Genomic DNA, 17,911 nt, shown 5'->3' with positions numbered 1-17,911 from the left:
GCTTCGGCACTGGCGACGAAGCGCGCGGCGTCGGATTCGTTGGCACCATCCCCAACGACGGCTTGCGCCGAGCCACCCGCAGCACGAATTTCCGACACGACATGGTCGAGTTTCTCGGCCGTACGTCCCGCGACCACCACATGCAAGCCTTCCTTGGCAAAGCGTCTGGCAACAGCGGCGCCCAGGCCACGGCTGGCACCCACACCGACGATGAGTGCGGTTTTTTCTTGGATCATCAGGCTCTCCCTTTTGAAATCAATACTTCACTTTGTGCCATGCCCGATCTCCGGTCGTTTCATCTGCTCGAAACAGGAATGCGACCCAGTGCGGCTCCGAGATTGAGTTCAACGTCGCCATGCGTCGCCGCGTCCTGTGCCAATAACCATTTGACGCGTTCGGCGACTTCCGGCTGAACCATCAATACCTGGAAGCGCTGGCTCTCATCGGTCAGTAAACTTTCGGCGGGCAGCGTGGCGCGGTTCACCATCTCTTTTGCGTTCCGGATGCCGGCTGGCGGAAACCCGGCAATCCGCGTCGCCAGGCGGTCAACGAAACCGCTGAGTTCCGCATCCGGTAGAGCACGATTGACCCAGCCGTAGCGCTCCGCTTGCGCGGCGTCGTAGTCGTCGCTCGACAGGATGACTTCGAGCGCACGGGCACGCCCGAGTAATGCGGGCAGCCATTGTGTGCCGCCCGCACCCGGCAGCAGGCCGCTGCCGACTTCCGGCTGCCCGAATACCGCGTTTTCCAGGGACGCAAAGCGCATATCCAGCGCAAGCGCGAACTCACCGCCCGCGCCCCGCACGCGGCCGCGAATTTCACCAATGGTGATTTGCGGAAGTTGCGATATGCGTATATACAGTTGCGCGAGCGGCGACAGACCGCTACGTGGTGTCGAATCGGTGGATTTGTTTACCTGCCCGGCCATGTCGAAGTGGTTCACGAAAAAATCCGCGAGCGCACTGCGAAAGACGACAACGCGCGTCTTGTCGTCTTTCGACAGCGAATCGACCAATGTCATCAAATCGACGACCAATTTACGGTCGACCAGATTGGTTGGTGGGTTGTTGATTTCGATGATGGCGACGCCGTCACGATCCGTGCGATGAAGTGTTGATGGATTCTCGGTAGTCATTGCTTTTCCGTAAATTAAGTAACGATCGTTATCCTAAATGACGCCATTCTAGACTTTTTCTGGCGTCAAGGCCTATGACAGGCTGAGTACTGCGTGCGCAGGCACGCCCGATGTTTCAAGCGCTGCACAAGCAATGGCTCATCTCCGGCTCAAACCCAGTGCTTCAAGAATTTCTTTTTCCTGTTTCATGGTGTCAACTGCAAACTGGTGAAAATCTTTTGAGCTGCGGTATTCAGGCTCCATGTCGTAACGGGCCAAGGCTTGCTTGAATTCCGGCATCTCCATGGCCTGCCTGAATGCGACATGTAGTTTTTCAATGATCGTTGGATCAGTCCCCTTTGGAGCAATCAAGCCCCAATGAGAGGTCTGGGTCATGTTGATACCAACTTCCTTCAAAGTCGGCACGTTCGGAAAACTTGGCATACGCTTGTGACCCCAAGTAACGAGCAAGCGCATTTTTCCTTCCTTCACGAAGGGCACCCAGGCAGACGTTTCGGCGCCCGAGTCTATTTGACCTGCCACTAATGCTTGCAAAGACTCTGCTGAACCTTTGTAGGGAATGTGATTTAGCTGGATTGCAGCGGCTCTGGATATCCGCTCCATCGTCAGATGATTGGTCGTGGCGACGCCGGGGGTTCCATACGTCAGTTGATTGGGTCTTGCCTTGGCTGCGGCGACATAGTCGTTCCAATTCTTGATTGGAGAAGATGAAGGCACCACAATGCCAAAGGCATAGCCAGTAAGGCCGATGATGTAGCTGAGGTCTTTGGAAGGATCCCACTTGAGGTCTGTGGTGTAGGGAAGACGATAGATTCCCAAAGATGCTATTCCTAGCGTGTAACCATCATTTGGCGATGCCTGGAGAATGGTCGCGGGCATGGTGCCACCGGCACCCGGTTTGTTTTCGATGACAACCGGCTGCTTCAGGATCTTGGATGCACTCTCAGCCAGTACCCTCATAGGTGCGTCGGTTGAGCCTCCAGGTGCAAAGCCAATGAGGATTCTGATAGGTCGCGTAGGATAGGCTGTTGATTTCTCCTGGGCTTGTACCCATTGAATTGAAATCATCGTTACCAAGGCTGCGGATAAGAATCCTCGCTTCGTTAGGTACATGCGGTCTCCTATTATTTGAATTAGGTTGCTAAGACTACGAGAGCGTCGGCATATTCTTGTTTGAATCTCTTCACCAGATCGTCGACGGCGTGGACCGTTTTAATTGCGGCAATGCCTTGACCACAGCCCCAAATCTCTTTCCAAGCCTTTACGGGTTTGTTCGATCCAAAATTCATTGCTTCAACATTGCCAGAGGGAAGATCATCCGGGTTCAGTCCATTTCGGCGCACTGACTCCTTCAGATAGTTGCCGCTTACACCAGTGAACAAACTTGAGTAGACAATATCTTCTGCACTGCTTTCCACGATCATTTGCTTATAGTCGTCGACTGCATTCGCTTCGCGAGTCGCTATAAATGCTGAACCGATATATGCCAAGTCAGCACCCATAGCCCTCGCCGCCAGAATTGAACGCCCTGTCGCTATCGATCCCGATAGCAGCAGCGGACCGTCAAACCACTCTCGGATCTCCTGAATAAGAGCGAAAGGTGACTGAATTCCGGCATGACCTCCTGCGCCGCAAGCCACCGCTATAAGACCATCTGCACCTTTTTCAATAGCCTTTTTTGCGAACGTGTTGTTGATGACGTCATGAAAAACCAGGCCGCCATACGAATGAACCGCATCATTTACTTCGGGTCGTGCGCCAAGCGAGGTGATGACGATAGGAACCTTGTACTTGACACAAAGCGCGAGATCGTGATCTAGCCGGTCATTTGATTTGTGTACGATTTGATTCACAGCGAAAGGTGCGCTGGGTTCTCCTGGATGAAGGCGGTCATGTTCGGCGAGTTCCGTTGTGATGCGGATCAACCATTCCTCGAACAACTCTTTCGGCCGCGCGTTGAGCGATGGAAACGAGCCGACGATGCCTGACTTGCACTGGGCAATGACGAGATCAGGGTTGGAAATGATAAAAAGCGGCGAACCTACGACTGGAAGGCGAAGGCGATTTCGCAGCAGAGCTGGAAGACTCATGGAAAATCCTAATGGCGGTAATCTTGAAATGATGTGGGGCAAATCGTCACATTGAAACTCTGACCAAAATCAGTGGGTTTCCACGACCATCGATGTCATACGTGCCCGCCGGGGTACATCAGGCGGCAGTCAGTATGGTGTTGACTTGGCAAGTGCTCAGGTCGTATAACTTTTTTTGTCAGATTACTGCTACCCGAATAATTTTTTCCTCAACTTCTCGAAGGCGATCTTTTCCAAAAAAGATTTCGTCTCCAACAAAGAACGTCGGCGAACCAAAGGCGCCGCGTTCATACGCAGATTGGGTATTTGCAAGAAGCCCGTTCTTCACGTCCGGCTGCTGTGATGCCTCGAGCAGGCTGTCAGAATCAATCCCGGCCGCGTTCAAGACAGCGATGATCTCAGTCTGCTCGTTCATGTTTCGCCCCTGTTCCCACATGGCTTCATACACCGCATCCACGTAGGGCATGAAATTTCCCAGCTTTTGCGCCGCCATCGCGCCGCGCATAATTTTTAGCGTATTGACAGGGAAAAATGGATTGCTCTTAAACCGATCCAACTTGTGCTTCGCGATGAAACGCTTCATTTCGAGCAGGTCGTAAGCTTGCTTGTTGGGGATGCCAGCAAACGCTTCTGCTGGAGAACGGTTGTTGGCGAGCTTGAAGAGGCCGCCCAGCAGGACGGGGACGTACTCAAACTTGACGCCGGTCCGATCCTCGATCTCCGGGATTACCTTGTGGCAGAGGTAGGCATTCGGACTTCCAAAGTCGAACATAAATTGAACTACGGGCAGGCTCATGGGTGGGCTCCAATCATTTTCAGAAAATTGAGTAAAAATATTCGCGGGGCGTGTTACCAAGTTTCCATCCAGGGGCGCAGTTCTGTTTCGTGCGTCCATGCATCGCGTGGCTGCATGTGTATCTGCCAGTAGGCATCTGCGATGCTGTCCGGGTTCAGGATGCCTTGTTGATCTTTCAGCTGGTAGCGTTCTGGAAAAGTGGAGCGGATGAACTCGGTGTCAATAGCACCATCAATAACGGGATGGGCAACGTGAATTCCTTTCGGCCAAAGTTCGCGTGCCATGCTCTGGGCCAGCGCACGCAAAGCGTGTTTGGCGCCGGCGAAGGCTGCAAAGCCCTCACGCCCGCGCAGGCTGGCGGTTGCACCCGTGAAAATGATGGTTCCCCGTCCACGTGGCAGCATCACCTTGGCAGCTTCCCTTCCCATGAGGAACCCTCCGAAGCAGGCCATCTCCCAGACTTTTTGATAGACGCGTGATGTCGTTTCCGTGATCGGAAAGCGCACGTTGGCGCCGATATTGAATACAGCGACCTCAATTGGAGCGATTTCTCTCTCAATCTTTTCGATGAGTCCGATCATCTCTTCTTCCTTGCGAGCATCGCTGCCAAAGCCGTGTGCATCGCCTCCGCTGTTACGAATCTCATTGACCAGTGGTTGCAGCTTTTCTTCACTGCGTCGGGTTACACAGGCAACAAAGCCCTCACGTGCAAAACGCCGTGCAATAGCGCCTCCGGTGGCATCACCGGCTCCGATGACAAGAATGGCTTTCTTTTCGTTCATGGTGAACTCCTTTAAAACGATTAATGCTCCGCAACTGGAGATGCGGTCGAATCCTGCGCCATCTTCTTCAGTACGTTCTTCAGCACTTTGCCGGTTGGCGCTGCTGGAAGCGCGCTCAGAAAGCACACCTCGGCCGGTACTTTGTAGGGCGCCAACTGCTCTCGCAGGTACTGTTGCAGAGTGGCCGCGTCGAGCGAACTTCCCTCTCGTTTCTCGACAAAAGCGATGACCTCTTCGTTATGCCCTACGGTGCGCCCTACAACCGCCGATTGCACAACATCTTTGTGGGCATTGATCGCCTGCTCTACCTCGACTGGATACACGTTCAAGCCGGAACGAATGATCAGTTCCTTGGTTCTTCCAACGATATTCAACGCACCATCTGGATTGGATCGGGCCATATCGCCCGTATTGAACCAGCCCTCGCTATTGATGGCCTCTGCGGTAGCCACTGGATTCAGGTAGTAGCCCTTCATCAAGCCGGGACTTCTTATCCAAAGTTCTCCGATGTCTCCCAAACGAACATCGTTTCCAGTTTGATCCACAATGCGCACCTTCACGTCATCAATGGGCTGACCAACGGCACAGTCGCTGCGAGGAGCCTCCATGCGCGTTTGCGCAATCGTCGGAGCACACTCGGTCAGTCCATAACCGTTGTGCAGCGTTTGTCCAAAGGCTGCCTCCACTTCGGCTTTCAATGGTGCGGTCATCGGGGAACCGGCTGCCGCAATGAAGCGCACGCGATCAGCCTTGAGCACATGCCCCGAGCTGCGTGCCCATTCAAGCAGGCGGGCATACATTGCTGGCACACCTACAAACGAGGTAATTCCTTCGTCAGCCAACACGCGCGCAGTCTCGGCCGGCGTGAACCGTGGCTCGAACAGTACTGAGGCACCGCCACACATGGTGCCGAGGAACTGCGATGCAATACCTACGACATGCGCCATGGGTAGCACGCAGTAGCTCCCGTCTTTCGGTGACAGACCGCGCATGCGAGCCGCAGACATGGCGGTGAACATCAGGTTTGCATGTGTGAGCATCACACCTTTCGGTGCGCCTGAGGTACCGGACGTGTAGATAATTGCCGCGACCTGCTCGGTTGCGCTGCTCAAAACGGGCTCCACCCAGGTTTCACTGTCAAGTGGACCGACCTGCATTTCTCCGAACCATGACCAAGTCACGGACTGCGCGCCGTGACGCTGGGCGTGTCGGGCTGCGTCATCAGATACCTTGTGGGTATACAGGACGCGGCGCGGTCGCGAGTGTTCGATGAAGACATCGATCTCCCGGTCGGATAACCGTGCGTTCGACAAGATGCACCACGCATCCATGCGACTTAGGGCAATGACAAGAACGGCCTGCGCAACGCAGTTCTCGCCAACCACCAGAACCCGGTCACCTGCTCGAACGCCCAAGCTTTTGAGTTGCAACATTGTCGACGTGGCCGCCTGATCCAACTGTCCATAGGTCAGCGAGAGGTTGGCGTCACGTAAAGCCAGGGCGTCGGACTGAGATTCGATCCATCTGTCTAGCAGCTGGTGAACCCGCGTTAAGCATCCTACGTCGTACGTAATTCCCGTCATGTAAGTCTCCTGTCATGACCTGTTTGGCCTTGATGGGTTGCGATCATATTCCGACATGCGGTTTATAATTTGACGAAACTCCGATATTTTAAATTTAGAAACCGCATAGCGGAATTACGCAGGCCTCTTTGGATTTTCTGAGGATTCGATGAAGTGGTGGCAGGATCGCTACACGGGTTGTCCTGCACTCGCTCTCAACACATACTTTTCAGCATGACTTCTCATTCCAACGCACTCGACGAAATCGACAAGCAAGCCGTGGCACCTAACCCGGATGAAGCGCTTGATGCCAAGTCGCCATCGGAAGGAAGTGACCGCCAATTCGTTACAGCGCTTGCCCGAGGTCTGGAAGTTCTTCGCTGCTTCCGGTCAGGAGAAGAGCGCCTTGGCAATCAACAGCTGGCGGAGCGGTGCCGACTGCCGAAATCCACGGTAACGCGTCTGACCTACACATTGACAAAGATTGGCTACCTGCACCATGACCAGGCATCGGGTCGTTACCGGCTTGGCATGGCAGCACTGGGCATCGGCGGCTCTACATTGGCGCGTCTTGAAGTCAAGGAGAAGAGCCGGTCAGTACTGCAAGCGGTTGCCGAATCCACCGGTTTGCAGCTCTCACTCGGTGTTCGGGACGATCTCTCAATGCTCTACGTGGACACCTGCCACGGAAATTCCATCGTGACCCTCCAGCTGAACGTGGGTTCGCGCATTCCAATCTCGGTCACGGCCATGGGAAGGGCCTGTCTAGCAGGCATGGATGAGGTTTCTAGACGGGATATCCTGGTGCGCATCCGTGCGCTGGATCCTGTCAAGTGGCCGAAGATCAAGACAGGTATTCAACAAGCGATCGTGGATCTTGCCGAGCACGGATGTTGCGTGTCGTTCAGCGAATGGCGGACGGAAGTCCACGGTATTGGAATTCCACTGTCCTTAGGTAGCGCATTGCCTGACATGGTGGTCACCGCCGCAGGCCCAGCTATGACGCGTACGCGTGAGTCGTACATGACAGAAGTTCGTCCGTTGCTCATCTCGGCGGTGCAGGACATCAAGCGGCGTCTCAGCGACTAGGCCTTTCCAATCCTAAGGCAGCACAAGTCCCTTACTCGGCCCGCCCGATCGAGGCGCGCCAGCCGGCTTGTGCGCCAGGCCGTTTGAACCCGATGCCATGATTTCGCGGCCCCGGGCAGTAAGGCCGGCCAAAGCGAAATCGATTACCGAATCTCGCCATTGATTGAATGGAAGCGAAGCAGCAGGATTCGGCCCGTGTGGGCGCCCACAGAACAGCATGCTCACGCCGTGCACAGCCGACCAAGCGCACTGCACAAGCTCGTCGGTACATGCGCCTTGTAACTCTAGTGATCTGAGGTACTCGAAGACGTACCGTTCAAGCATCGCGTAAGAGCGTTCGGTCGCCTTGTTGATCTCCTCACGCTCGTGGCGGTCAGAGATCTGCGGGCCGATCATGACCCAGAACAGCCCTGGCTTTTCAATTGCGAAGTCGGCGTAGACCGTCATGACCGCACGGAGCCTTCCCGCCGCATCTTTTGCTTTGTTCACCGCTTGCTCGCGTAAGGCGATCAACTCGTCGAAGCCGTCCACTGCAATGGCGGCGAGTAGGCCGTTGAGGTCGCCAAATTCATGGCGGGGAGCACCCGGAGAGACGCCTGCCGCCCGTGTCACAGAACGCAGGGATACGTTCAACGGACCCTGTTCGAGTAGCAGTTGCTTCCCGCAAGAAATGAGAGTTTCCCGCAGGTTGCCATGGTGGTAAGTAGAACGTTCGGCCATTCGAGCCAGCCAACTTTCAAGCAGCTTCTTCGAAGCCGCGCTAGGAATCGAAACCGGATGGCTCGCCGCGACTGAGTACCAAGGCGAAACCGTTTGGGCATGATATCACTTCGATCTAGGCACAACGGGGCGACCTGACAAGGGTAAACACTGTATACATTAATGTATACTGCGTTTACATTAAGCTTTCAAACCACTGACAGGAAAGGTGCAAATGATCAACAAAGTTGTTACTTCGTTAGAGGAAGCGCTAGGGCCCGTCAGTGACGGCTCCACGGTTCTGGTTGGAGGTTTCGGGACGGCTGGCATCCCCTCCGAGCTTATTGAGGCACTTATAGCCTCAGGCGCGCGTGACCTCACGATTGTCAACAACAACGCCGGCAATGGCTACGCCGGCTTGGCGGCGGTGCTGCAAACCGGACAGGTTCGCAAGATGATCTGCAGCTTTCCGCGGACGGTTGATAGCTGGGTCTTCAACGATCTCTATCGCACTGGGAAGATCGAACTGGAGTTGGTGCCTCAGGGCAACCTTGCTGAACGCATTCGCGCAGCCGGAGCAGGGATCGGGGCCTTCTTTAGTCCGACAGCCTACGGTACCGAGCTGGCGGGGGATCGTGAGACGAAGGAAATCAACGGCCGACTTCACGTCATCGAGTACCCCATCCATGGAGACATAGCGCTTATTCGAGCAGAGGTAGGCGACCGTTGGGGAAACCTGACTTATCGGAAGGCCGCGCGGAACTTCGGACCTGTTATGGCCACTGCAGCCCGGCGGACGGTGGCAACTGTTCATGAACTTCGGAATCTTGGGGAAATCGACCCCGAAACGATTGTGACCCCAGGGATCTTTGTCAAGGCGCTAGTCAAGGTCGGTCGCGTCGCAACTGAAGCGGGCGGCTTCAAGAAGGCAGCATGAGCGCAATCCTGGACATACAAACTTCTGCCCTTCCTCGGCGAAGCAAGACCGATTTGGCGAAGCTCGTCGCGCGAGACATCCATGATGGCGCCGTCGTAAATCTTGGCATAGGACAACCGACCCTCGTCGCGAACCACATACCGATGGGACGCGAAGTAATTTTCCACAGTGAAAACGGCATACTTGGCATGGGTCCGGCGCCGGCAGAGGGCGAAGAGGACTACGACCTTATCAACGCGGGCAAGCAGCCGGTTACGCTTGTCGATGGCGGTTGCTTTTTCCATCACGCAGACAGCTTCGCAATGATGCGCGGAGGCCATCTCGACATCTGCGTGCTAGGCGCCTTTCAGGTTTCTGTAACGGGCGATCTCGCAAACTGGACCACTGGCGAGGCAGGTGCCGTACCCGCTGTCGGCGGTGCAATGGATCTAGCCGTTGGCGCCAAGCAGACCTGGGTGATGATGGACTTGCTGACCAAGGACGGCAAGAGCAAGATTGTTGATCGTTGTACCTATCCGCTTACGGGCCTGGCTTGCGTCAAGCGCATCTACTCGGACCTGGCTACGCTAGCGTGCACCTCTGACGGTCTTCGACTCATCGAGCTTGTACCTGGCATATCACATGACGAGCTTGAGAAGCTGATTGGGCTTCCGGTCGCGCCTCTGAAGCGCTGATCCATCTGCCTGAATAGCCGGTGATACCAACACCTCCAAATCACCAAATCGTACCGATGTGTCGATATTTTTGAGCCGATTCGAAAGGGCAAATTTTCTAAGTTAGAGGACAAATTGGAAACAAGCATGAACAAAAATTTTGAAGTCATCCCAAATTCAAACTGTGGGGGAGTCCGTACTTTCCTCGCGACGATAGCAGTTGGTCTCGTTGCCGTCGTCTTTGCATCTGGACCCGCGCTAGCGCAGGCAAGTGATCAGCCACTGCACATGATCGTCCCGTATCCTGCTGGAGGATCGTCAGACTACGCAACCCGCTTGGCGGCGAAGTACCTGACCGGACCACTGGGATCCACGGTCATAGTGGAAAACAAGCCCGGCGCGAACAGTATTATTGGCGCGCAGTACGTTACTCAAGCGCGTGCCGACGGCACTGTCGCGCTGGTCGCGGGTACGGCGGCAACCACGGCTAATCCGTTCCTTTACAAGAAACTGCCGTACGACGCTGAAAAGGCGTTCACGCCGATCGGGATGATCAGCCGGATGCCGTTCGTGGTCATCGTGAACAGCAACTTTCCTGCGAACTCAATTGCTGAGTTCCTAAAAGCAGCCAAGACTGCAAAGGCACCCCTTAGTTACGGCTCAGCCGGGAACGGGAATCCCACACATCTCGCGGGCGCCCTCTTTGCCCAGACTACCGGCATTAAGCTGCAACAGATTCCTTACCAAGGCAGCTCACAGTCGATCACAGCGCTTCTAGCTGGCCAGACGGACGCGAGCTTTGAGGTTCTCCAGACGGCTCTGCCGTTCCTCAAGGCGGGGAAAGTCAAGGCGCTGGCGGTGATGTCGCTGGAACGTCACCCGCGTATTCCAGACGTTCCCACCTTGGCTGAATTGGGCTGGCAGGGTCTCGACGTCTCGACTTCGTTCGCGATGCTGGTTCCGGCTGCGACACCAGCGGCGACACAGCATCGACTACACGAAGCACTGATGACTGCGACCACAAATCCCGCCTTCATAAAAGCCTTGGACGACCAGGCGTTGCAGTCCTATCCAGCCATGTCCCAGGCAGACACCGCGGCGGTTTTTGCGAAGGAACGCGTGCGCTGGAAGTCTGTAATCGAACGCAATGCAATCGCACTGGACTGACCAAAACCACCGGCTGCCCGTGGACAGCTTTAACCCGCGTCGGCTATGTATGGCGGCGCACACCTAGGAGAAATCTCATGCCTTTCTACACCTGCATTCACAAAGCTGGAATTATGTCTGAGGAGGCGAAGCGCGCCATCGCAGTCGGGATTACAGACATCCACTGCGGCCTCACCGGCGCGCCGCGTCACTTTGTTCACGTGATGTTCCAAGACTACAAGAGCGGTAACTGCTATTCGGGAGGGGAAGACTCCCGCGTCGCCAACATTCGAGGAAACGTGCGCGCGGGCCGCAGTCAAGAGACGAAGGAAAAAATGATGGAGCAGATGACCGCACTTTGGCGTAAGGAATGCCCCGAGACAAAGCTAGGAGACATTGTTGTTTCCTTGGCAGAGGTTCCGGCCACCAACGTCATGGAGGGAGGTGTCTTGCTGCCGCATCCCAAAGATGACGCGGTTTGGTTGGTCGCCAACGGTTTTTCTGCCGCAGGGGTATCGGAAACTGTTTGAAAAGAAGTATGAATAACTTGAATTTCGTCAGGGGTCTGTGCCTCATGGCGATTGCTCTGCTCTTTGGCGTGGTGTCGCTGAACTACAAGGTAGGCGAATTCAGTAGAGCCGGCCCTGGCCTGTTTCCTCTGCTGGTGAGTTGCATGGTGTTTTTGATTGGTCTGCTCACCGTGGTGCGTTCGCGATTCGTCAAGCCGGTACCCCTGAACTACAACATGAAGAACATAGCCCTCGTCCTGTCGGGCCTGTGCGGCTTCGCGGTGCTCTCCGAGCACCTCAACATGATCGCGGGCATCGTGTTTCTGGTGTTTTGCGTCTCGTTTGCCGGCACCTCCTCTTATTCGGTCGTGCGCAACCTCAAAATCTCGGCCGGCCTGATTGCCATTGCCTTCATGTTTCGATACCTACTCGGCCTTCAACTGCCCTTATTCTGATGGACGTCCTACACAACCTCGCGTTTGGTTTTGAGACTGCACTGACCCTGCACAACCTCATGTATTGCGCCATCGGCTGCGTGGTGGGCACACTGGTGGGTCTGCTGCCGGGACTTGGGCCGTTGTCCACCATCAGCTTGTTGCTGCCTTTGACCTATTCCATTCCCGCCACTGGCGGGCTCATCATGCTGGCTGGCATTTACTACGGCGCTCAATACGGCGACAGCGTGAGCGCCATCACCATGAAGATTCCGCACGCCAGCAGCATCGTGGCCTGCATCGATGGCTACCAGATGACGCTCAACGGCAAAACCGGCCTGGCCTTGTTCACCGCGGGCGTTTCCAGCTTCATTGGCGGTACCGTGGCCATCGTGGTGCTGGCGACGGCGGCCCCGGCACTGGGCGAGGTGGCATTCTTGTTTGGCCCGGCCGATTACTGTGCCCTCATGTTGTTCGGGTTCCTGTGCGTGAGCTTTGTCACCACCGGCAGCCTGCTCAATGGCCTTGCCATGGCCTTTATAGGCGTGCTGCTTGGGTCAGTCGGCACCGATGTGAACAGTGGCACTGCGCGCTTCACCATGGACTTGCCCTTTCTGGCCGACGGTATTGGCTTGATCAGCATCGCCTTGGGCTGCTTCGGCATTGCCGAGGTCGTGAAAAACCTCGACAGCGGCAGTCAGCTCACGCCGTTCAACGGCAAGATCAAACTCATGCCGACCTGGCCCGAGTTCAAGCGCATCATTCCCAGCGCCTTGCGTGGCAGTGTGATTGGCTCGGTCTTAGGCCTCTTGCCCGGCGGGGGACCCGTGATCGCCCAGTTCGCAGCCTATGCCATCGATAAGCGCTTCAGCAAATACAAAGACGAGATCGGTCACGGTGCCATTGAGGGCGTGGCCGGGCAAGCTGCCGCCGACGAAGCGGCCGCTCGAACCAGCTTTATCCCGCTCATGGCCATTGGCATTCCCGAGAACGCGGTGATGGCCCTCATGATGGGCGCCTTCATCATCAAGGGCATCCAGCCCGGCCCTGGCATGATCGCCAACCACCCCGATTTGTTCTGGGGCCTGGTGGCCAGTATGTGGGTGGGCGGCTGCTTTTTGCTCATTCTCAACGTGCCCTTGGTGCGCTACTGGCTGTCGGTGTTCAAGATTCCCTTCAATGTGCTGTTTCCAGCGATCCTGTTTTTCTGTTGCATCGGAACTTACAGCATCAACAACAGCTTGGATGACATCTACATTACCGCCATCTTTGGCTTCTGTGGCTATCTGTTCATGCGCCTGGGGCTGGAGGCTGCGCCGCTCATGTTGGGCTTCATCCTGGGCCCCATGTTGGAAGAAAACTTCCGACGCGCCCTGCTCCTCAGCCGGGGGAATTTTGGCGCTTTCGTCACCCGCCCCATCAGCGGCACCTTGTTTGCCTTTATTGCCATCTTCATCATGTGGCAGCTGTTGACGTTTTATTTTCAGTCGCGAAAGGTAACTACTCCGTTAACCGTCTGAATACTCACCACATTAGCCGTGGTTGTGTCGCCATAGCGGCCCAGTCGCGATACATCGAGACCATCTTGGAGAAAACATATGAATTCGCTGGAGTTTTACTTTGATTACCGAAGCCCTTACAGTTACCTTGCTTATACACAATTCGCCAACCTGAATGCGAACCTGATTCTGGTTCCGTTTGACATCGTCGATGTCATGAAGCGCGTGGAAAACGTGCCGACGTCAGTGATCTGCGCGGCAAAAAATCGTTACGTCCAGAAGGACCTCAGGCGCTGGGCTGCCTTGTACGGCGTCCAGTTGAATCGGCATCCCAAGGCCAATGAGATCGACGCTCGTCGGCTGCTACGTGCAACGTTGGCGGCCGGACAGCTTGGCAACATGGCGAGCGCTGCTGGGGCGATCTTTCACGCCCGATGGCGTGACCCCGTACCGCTCGAGACCAGTTCGCAAATTGCAACCCTTCTTGGGCAGGTGGGATTCGATTGTGCCGAAATTGAACCGATGATTGACAGCCTGGAGCTGGATCAAGCCCTTGACAAAGGGTCTGCCGCTGCAGCGGAGCGTGGAGTGTTCGGTGCGCCGACGTTTTTCGTGGGCGATGATATGTACTTCGGCAATGACCGGCTGGACTTTGTTCGCGCCCGATTGGAGGCTGATCAATGAAGCCCCTGATCTTGATTACCGGTGTGGGCCCCGGTACCGGCTCAGCGCTCGCTCGACGATTCCACGAGGGCGGCTACCAGGTCGCCATGATGGCACGCAACGCGGACCGGCTAGCAACCCTGGAGCGAGAACTGCCAGGGTCGATCGCGGTCCCTTGTGATGTGTCCGATCCTCAGTCGTTAGAAAGCGCGCTGGCTTCCATGGAAGCTAAAGCTGGTACACCCAAGGTGGTGATTCACAACGCCGTGGGCGGCGCATTTGGCAACTTCCTGGATATTGCGCCCGAAATACTTGAACGCAATTTCAAGGTCAATGTAATGGGTTTTCTTTACTTGGCACGATGGGCCGCACCGCGGATGGAACGTGCAGGCGGAGGTACCCTGTTAGCAACGGGAAATACATCGGCCGTACGAGGAAAGGCGAATTTCGCCGGCTTTGCACCCACTAAAGCAGCGCAACGAATACTGGCAGAGTCGATTGCTCGCGAGATGGGCCCCAAGGGCGTCCATGTTGCCTATCTGATGATCGACGCGGTGATTGATCTGCCTTGGACGCGCGAACGCCACAAAGATGCCCCAGATGACTTCTTCATAAAGCCGACAGACATTGCGGACGAGGCCTGGCATATAGCTCACCAGCCGCGCTCCGCATGGTCGTTCCTCACGGAAGTCCGCCCATTCGGGGAGCGATGGTAGTTGTACGCAGCCTCTGCGCACTTGGGTCAAACTGGATCGACAACGGAATGTCTTATCCGACGCGATTCAAAGTCCAAAATTTTCTCAGGGCGATGACTGCCGCGGCGCATAGGTCACCACGCGGTTGCGGCCACCGTTCTTGGCTTCGTAACACGCGCTGTCCGCCGCGTGAATCACGGACGCCATGTCGGTCAATTCCGGGGTCACCGCAGCCACACCAATGCTGGCGCCCACGCTGAACTCCCCACCCTCGTGCGGCAGGCGCCAACTATCGACGGCCGCACGAATTTGCTCCGCCAGCTGCTGCGCGCGCGCCAGTGAACAGCCCGGCAACAGCACGGCAAACTCATCACCGCCCAAGCGACCCACAAGATCGCTCTGGCGCACCTGTGCTTCCAGCAAACGTGAAATCTGGCACAGCACCTCATCCCCGGTGGCGTGACCAGCGCTGTCGTTGATCACCTTGAAGCGGTCCAGGTCGATGTAAAGGATGCAGAGCTTATGGCCATCGAACTGGTTCATGGCCTGCGTCAGGCGGGATTCAAACTCCCGCCGGTTGACCAGTTGGGTCAGGCTGTCATGCGTGGCCGTCCACGACAATTGGTCGCGAGCCGCCTTGGCGCCGGAGATGTCTTCCACAATCCAGATGGTGCCACCGTCCGGATCGCCCGGAGTCACCGCCCGCGCCAGCATATGGGCCCAGAACTCACCGCCATCCTTTCGCCGCAGAATCTGTTCGCCGTCAAAGTGGCCCTGCGCGCTGAGGGCCGCGCCCACACGCGCACCAAACTCCGCATACACCGCGTCGGATAATTGAATCAAGCGGGTAGAACACCCCAGCAATTCTTCCTCGGAATAGCCAAACATGCGACAGCAATGCTGCCCCAGCAGTTCGATAAGGCCGCTGCGGGTAATGGCAATGCCCACGGAAGCGCTGTCCAGAATGGCGCGCAACTGACCCACAATGACCCGTTGGGATTGGGCCTGCTTTTCGTGCGCCAGCGCCACGTCACGCAGTGTTGCGACCAGTTCGCCGATCTCCCCCGAGGCCTCGGGCGAGGCCTCGGGCCAGCCCTCGGACGCCGATCCGTCGCCATGCAACTGCTGTGCTACCCGCTTTTGCAAACGGTCAATGATGCTGGAATCCATGGGGAGCGAGTGTAGCCCGGACCCGTTCAAACACCCGCCAGCGACCTCAATCCGCCCGGATCCACCAGGTTCAATATCCGGCCCGAGCCGCTGATCAGGCTGCGCTCGCGCAAGTGGCGCAGCACGCGTGACAGCGTCTCGGGCGCAATGCCCAATTGCGCCGCAATGGAGCGCTTGCGCTGCTGCAACAACACGGCCATCATGCCTTTGTCGCCGGTCTGCGCATGACGCAGCAGCCATTCGGCACAGCGGGCCTCGGCATCTTTCGCCAGACGACTGACGGCCAACTCGGCTTGCTGGCGGTGCGCCATGGCCACATCGTGTAGCACGGTCTGGGCTGAGGCCGACATGGCAGAGAGCGAGCGGCGAAATTCGGCCACGGGCACCCGACGCAACGAGACTTCGGTTTCCGCCACGGCATCCACGACGTTGGGCAGGTTCAGCACGGCCGAGGTCGCCTCCAGCCAGCACGGGCCGTCCACCACCCCGAGCTGATGCTCCATGACATCGCCCTCCATCACGCCCAAGGCAACACGACCCGACTCCAGGTAACTGACCCACGGCGACGCAACAGCACGCTTGAGCAAGAGCGCACCCCGGGCAGCAACTTGTCTCTCAGCGGAAGGGGCAATAGTTGGGGCGTGTAACATGAGCCCCACTTTGCCGCGCTCAGTGCCGCGCGACCTTGAGCAAGATCAAACAATTGTGAGGAATAAGCTCACAAAACCAGTACCGCGCGGAAATCATTCACGTTGGTAAACGTTGGCCCGGTGGTGACCAAGTCGCCCAAAGCCGCAAAGTAGGCATAGGCATCGTTGCGCTCCAGGTAATCGTCGATTTTCATGCCCGCTGCCCGTGCCCGGCTGAGTGTGGTCGGCTCCACCCAGGCGCCTGCGTTGTCTTCCACGCCATCGATACCGTCGGTGTCCGCCGCCAGCGCGTAGACCTTGGCCTGACCCTGCAGTGCCTGGGCCAGCCCGAGACAAAATTCCCCGGCGCGCCCGCCGCGACCGCGGGGCTCACCGGGTGCCACGGGCCGCACGGTCACGGTGGTTTCGCCACCGCTCAGGATGACGCAAGGGCGTTGAAACGGCTGTCCCTTGACCGCCACCGCACGCGCCAGCGCCGCATGCACCCGACCCACCTCGCGCGACTCGCCTTCCATCTCATCGCTCAGGATGTATGCCGCCACGCCGGCCGCGCGGGCGGCGTCGGCTGCGGCGTCCAGTGACTGCTGGGGCGTGGCGATCAGGTGGACTTGCGTGCGGGCAAATGCAGGGTCTCCCGGCTTCGGGGTTTCCAGTGCGCCACTTAGTAGCAAATCAGCCACTGGCCCTGGTATTTCAATGCGATACCGCTTCAAAATTGATAGCGCATCGGCACCGCTGGTGGCGTCCGGCACGGTTGGCCCACTGGCGATGACGGAGGGGTCATCGCCCGGCACATCGCTGATGGCCAGCGTCACCACCCGCGCCGGAAAGCAGGCCTGGGCCAGGCGCCCGCCCTTGATGCGCGAGAGGTGTTTGCGCACGCAGTTCATCTCGGCAATGTTGGCACCACTGTTCAGCAGAGCCTGGTTGATGCGCTGCTTGTCGGCCAGCGCCAAGCCTTCTGCGGGCAACGTGAGCAGGGCTGAGCCGCCGCCCGATATCAGGCACAGCACCAGGTCGTCTTCTCCCAGCCCCTGCGTCAGGGCCACTATGCGCTGGGCCGCCGCCAGGCCCGCGGCGTCGGGCACCGGGTGCGCTGCCTCGACCACTTCAATGCGCTGCTTCAGACCCGGCGGGCGCGCTGGTATGTGGTGGTAGCGCGTCACCACCAAGCCCGTCAGGGGTGCATCCTGCGGCCAGAAGGCCTCCACCGCCTGCGCCATGGCGCCGGCGGCCTTGCCGGCACCCAGCACCAAAGTTCTGCCTCGGGGCGGCGGCGGCAGATACGCCGCCGTGTTATGCAGAGGCAGCGCGCGCATCACGGCAACACCATAGAGATATTCGAGAAACTGACGGGGCTGGCTGGCGGGGTGGGGTGCGATCATTGCGGGGTCTCCAAACC

20 protein-coding genes are annotated in these 17,911 nt (G+C 57.2%); 9 read left to right on the top strand and 11 right to left on the bottom strand.

All coding sequences use genetic code 11. From position 1 onward, the window contains the following. From B3V69_RS18535 to B3V69_RS18505, 7 genes are all read right to left on the bottom strand, one after another. The coding region (locus tag B3V69_RS18535; protein ID WP_296448620.1) for an SDR family NAD(P)-dependent oxidoreductase at nt 1-236 on the bottom strand (236 nt) is incomplete at its 3' end. Nucleotides 237-295: 59 nt separating this feature from the next. Next, nucleotides 296-1,135 carry an enoyl-CoA hydratase/isomerase family protein gene (locus B3V69_RS18530; RefSeq protein ID WP_296448619.1) on the bottom strand — a complete coding sequence of 280 codons (840 nt, stop codon included), beginning with the start codon at nt 1,133-1,135 and terminating at the stop codon, nt 296-298. A 138-nt stretch (nt 1,136-1,273) separates the two neighbouring features. Further along, on the bottom strand, nt 1,274-2,248 hold the full coding sequence (locus B3V69_RS18525) for a Bug family tripartite tricarboxylate transporter substrate binding protein (protein ID WP_296448618.1): 975 nt from the start codon (nt 2,246-2,248) through the stop codon (nt 1,274-1,276). Between the two features lie 20 nt (nt 2,249-2,268). Continuing rightward, entirely contained in the window at nt 2,269-3,225 is a 957-nt protein-coding gene (locus tag B3V69_RS18520) for an NAD(P)H-dependent flavin oxidoreductase (protein ID WP_296448616.1), read from the bottom strand. A gap of 178 nt (nt 3,226-3,403) precedes the next feature. Beyond that, complete coding sequence (locus B3V69_RS18515; protein ID WP_296448614.1) at nt 3,404-4,021, bottom strand: 2-hydroxychromene-2-carboxylate isomerase; 618 nt, start codon at nt 4,019-4,021, stop codon at nt 3,404-3,406. A 53-nt stretch (nt 4,022-4,074) separates the two neighbouring features. Further along, nucleotides 4,075-4,803: an SDR family oxidoreductase gene (locus B3V69_RS18510; RefSeq protein ID WP_296448612.1), complete on the bottom strand. Its 729-nt coding sequence runs from the start codon at nt 4,801-4,803 to the stop codon at nt 4,075-4,077. 20 nt (nt 4,804-4,823) lie between these two features. Then, nucleotides 4,824-6,386 (bottom strand): class I adenylate-forming enzyme family protein, encoded by a 1,563-nt coding sequence (locus tag B3V69_RS18505; RefSeq protein ID WP_296448610.1) that lies wholly within the window; start codon nt 6,384-6,386, stop codon nt 4,824-4,826. A 213-nt stretch (nt 6,387-6,599) separates the two neighbouring features. On the opposite strand from B3V69_RS18505, the gene B3V69_RS18500 reads away from it, so the two are divergent. Then, entirely contained in the window at nt 6,600-7,454 is an 855-nt protein-coding gene (locus tag B3V69_RS18500) for an IclR family transcriptional regulator (protein WP_296448608.1), read from the top strand. Nucleotides 7,455-7,466: 12 nt separating this feature from the next. Here the strand turns inward: B3V69_RS18500 and B3V69_RS18495 are convergent, their stop codons facing one another. Then, nucleotides 7,467-8,174, bottom strand: a complete 708-nt coding sequence (locus tag B3V69_RS18495) for a TetR/AcrR family transcriptional regulator (protein ID WP_296448606.1) — start codon at nt 8,172-8,174, stop codon at nt 7,467-7,469. Nucleotides 8,175-8,388: 214 nt separating this feature from the next. Between B3V69_RS18495 and B3V69_RS18490 the strand changes: the two genes are divergently transcribed. The 8 genes from B3V69_RS18490 to B3V69_RS18455 all read left to right on the top strand — a co-directional run bounded on the left by B3V69_RS18490 (nt 8,389) and on the right by B3V69_RS18455 (nt 14,710). Beyond that, nucleotides 8,389-9,090: a 3-oxoacid CoA-transferase subunit A gene (locus B3V69_RS18490; RefSeq protein WP_296448604.1), complete on the top strand. Its 702-nt coding sequence runs from the start codon at nt 8,389-8,391 to the stop codon at nt 9,088-9,090. Continuing rightward, nucleotides 9,087-9,764, top strand: a complete 678-nt coding sequence (locus B3V69_RS18485; RefSeq protein WP_296448603.1) for a 3-oxoacid CoA-transferase subunit B — start codon at nt 9,087-9,089, stop codon at nt 9,762-9,764. The genes B3V69_RS18490 and B3V69_RS18485 overlap by 4 nt, the downstream gene beginning before the upstream one ends. A 126-nt stretch (nt 9,765-9,890) precedes the next feature. Beyond that, nucleotides 9,891-10,910 (top strand): Bug family tripartite tricarboxylate transporter substrate binding protein, encoded by a 1,020-nt coding sequence (locus B3V69_RS18480; RefSeq protein WP_296448601.1) that lies wholly within the window; start codon nt 9,891-9,893, stop codon nt 10,908-10,910. Nucleotides 10,911-10,987: 77 nt separating this feature from the next. After that, on the top strand, nt 10,988-11,419 hold the full coding sequence (locus B3V69_RS18475; RefSeq protein WP_296448599.1) for a tautomerase family protein: 432 nt from the start codon (nt 10,988-10,990) through the stop codon (nt 11,417-11,419). Between the two features lie 8 nt (nt 11,420-11,427). Continuing rightward, nucleotides 11,428-11,853: a tripartite tricarboxylate transporter TctB family protein gene (locus B3V69_RS18470; protein WP_296448597.1), complete on the top strand. Its 426-nt coding sequence runs from the start codon at nt 11,428-11,430 to the stop codon at nt 11,851-11,853. Continuing rightward, complete coding sequence (locus tag B3V69_RS18465; RefSeq protein WP_296448596.1) at nt 11,853-13,352, top strand: tripartite tricarboxylate transporter permease; 1,500 nt, start codon at nt 11,853-11,855, stop codon at nt 13,350-13,352. Before B3V69_RS18470 ends, B3V69_RS18465 begins: the two co-directional genes overlap by 1 nt. Nucleotides 13,353-13,430: 78 nt before the next feature. Further along, nucleotides 13,431-14,015, top strand: coding sequence for a 2-hydroxychromene-2-carboxylate isomerase (locus tag B3V69_RS18460; RefSeq protein WP_296448593.1), 585 nt, complete (start codon nt 13,431-13,433; stop codon nt 14,013-14,015). Beyond that, nucleotides 14,012-14,710, top strand: a complete 699-nt coding sequence (locus B3V69_RS18455; protein WP_296448591.1) for an SDR family NAD(P)-dependent oxidoreductase — start codon at nt 14,012-14,014, stop codon at nt 14,708-14,710. Before B3V69_RS18460 ends, B3V69_RS18455 begins: the two co-directional genes overlap by 4 nt. 84 nt (nt 14,711-14,794) lie before the next feature. On the opposite strand, the gene B3V69_RS18450 is transcribed toward B3V69_RS18455, so the two are convergent. The 3 genes from B3V69_RS18450 to B3V69_RS18440 form a co-directional block, all read right to left on the bottom strand. Then, nucleotides 14,795-15,859, bottom strand: a complete 1,065-nt coding sequence (locus B3V69_RS18450) for a sensor domain-containing diguanylate cyclase (protein WP_296448589.1) — start codon at nt 15,857-15,859, stop codon at nt 14,795-14,797. Nucleotides 15,860-15,885: 26 nt separating this feature from the next. Next, on the bottom strand, nt 15,886-16,509 hold the full coding sequence (locus tag B3V69_RS18445) for a Crp/Fnr family transcriptional regulator (RefSeq protein WP_296448587.1): 624 nt from the start codon (nt 16,507-16,509) through the stop codon (nt 15,886-15,888). Nucleotides 16,510-16,577: 68 nt separating this feature from the next. Next, nucleotides 16,578-17,894: a glycerate kinase type-2 family protein gene (locus B3V69_RS18440; RefSeq protein WP_296448586.1), complete on the bottom strand. Its 1,317-nt coding sequence runs from the start codon at nt 17,892-17,894 to the stop codon at nt 16,578-16,580. Nucleotides 17,895-17,911 lie beyond the last annotated feature (17 nt).

This window comes from Rhodoferax sp. UBA5149 (assembly GCF_002413825.1).
GTDB lineage: Bacteria > Pseudomonadota > Gammaproteobacteria > Burkholderiales > Burkholderiaceae_C > Rhodoferax.
Note: the sequence above shows the minus strand (reverse complement) of the source record. Positions and strands in the feature narration are given on the sequence as shown.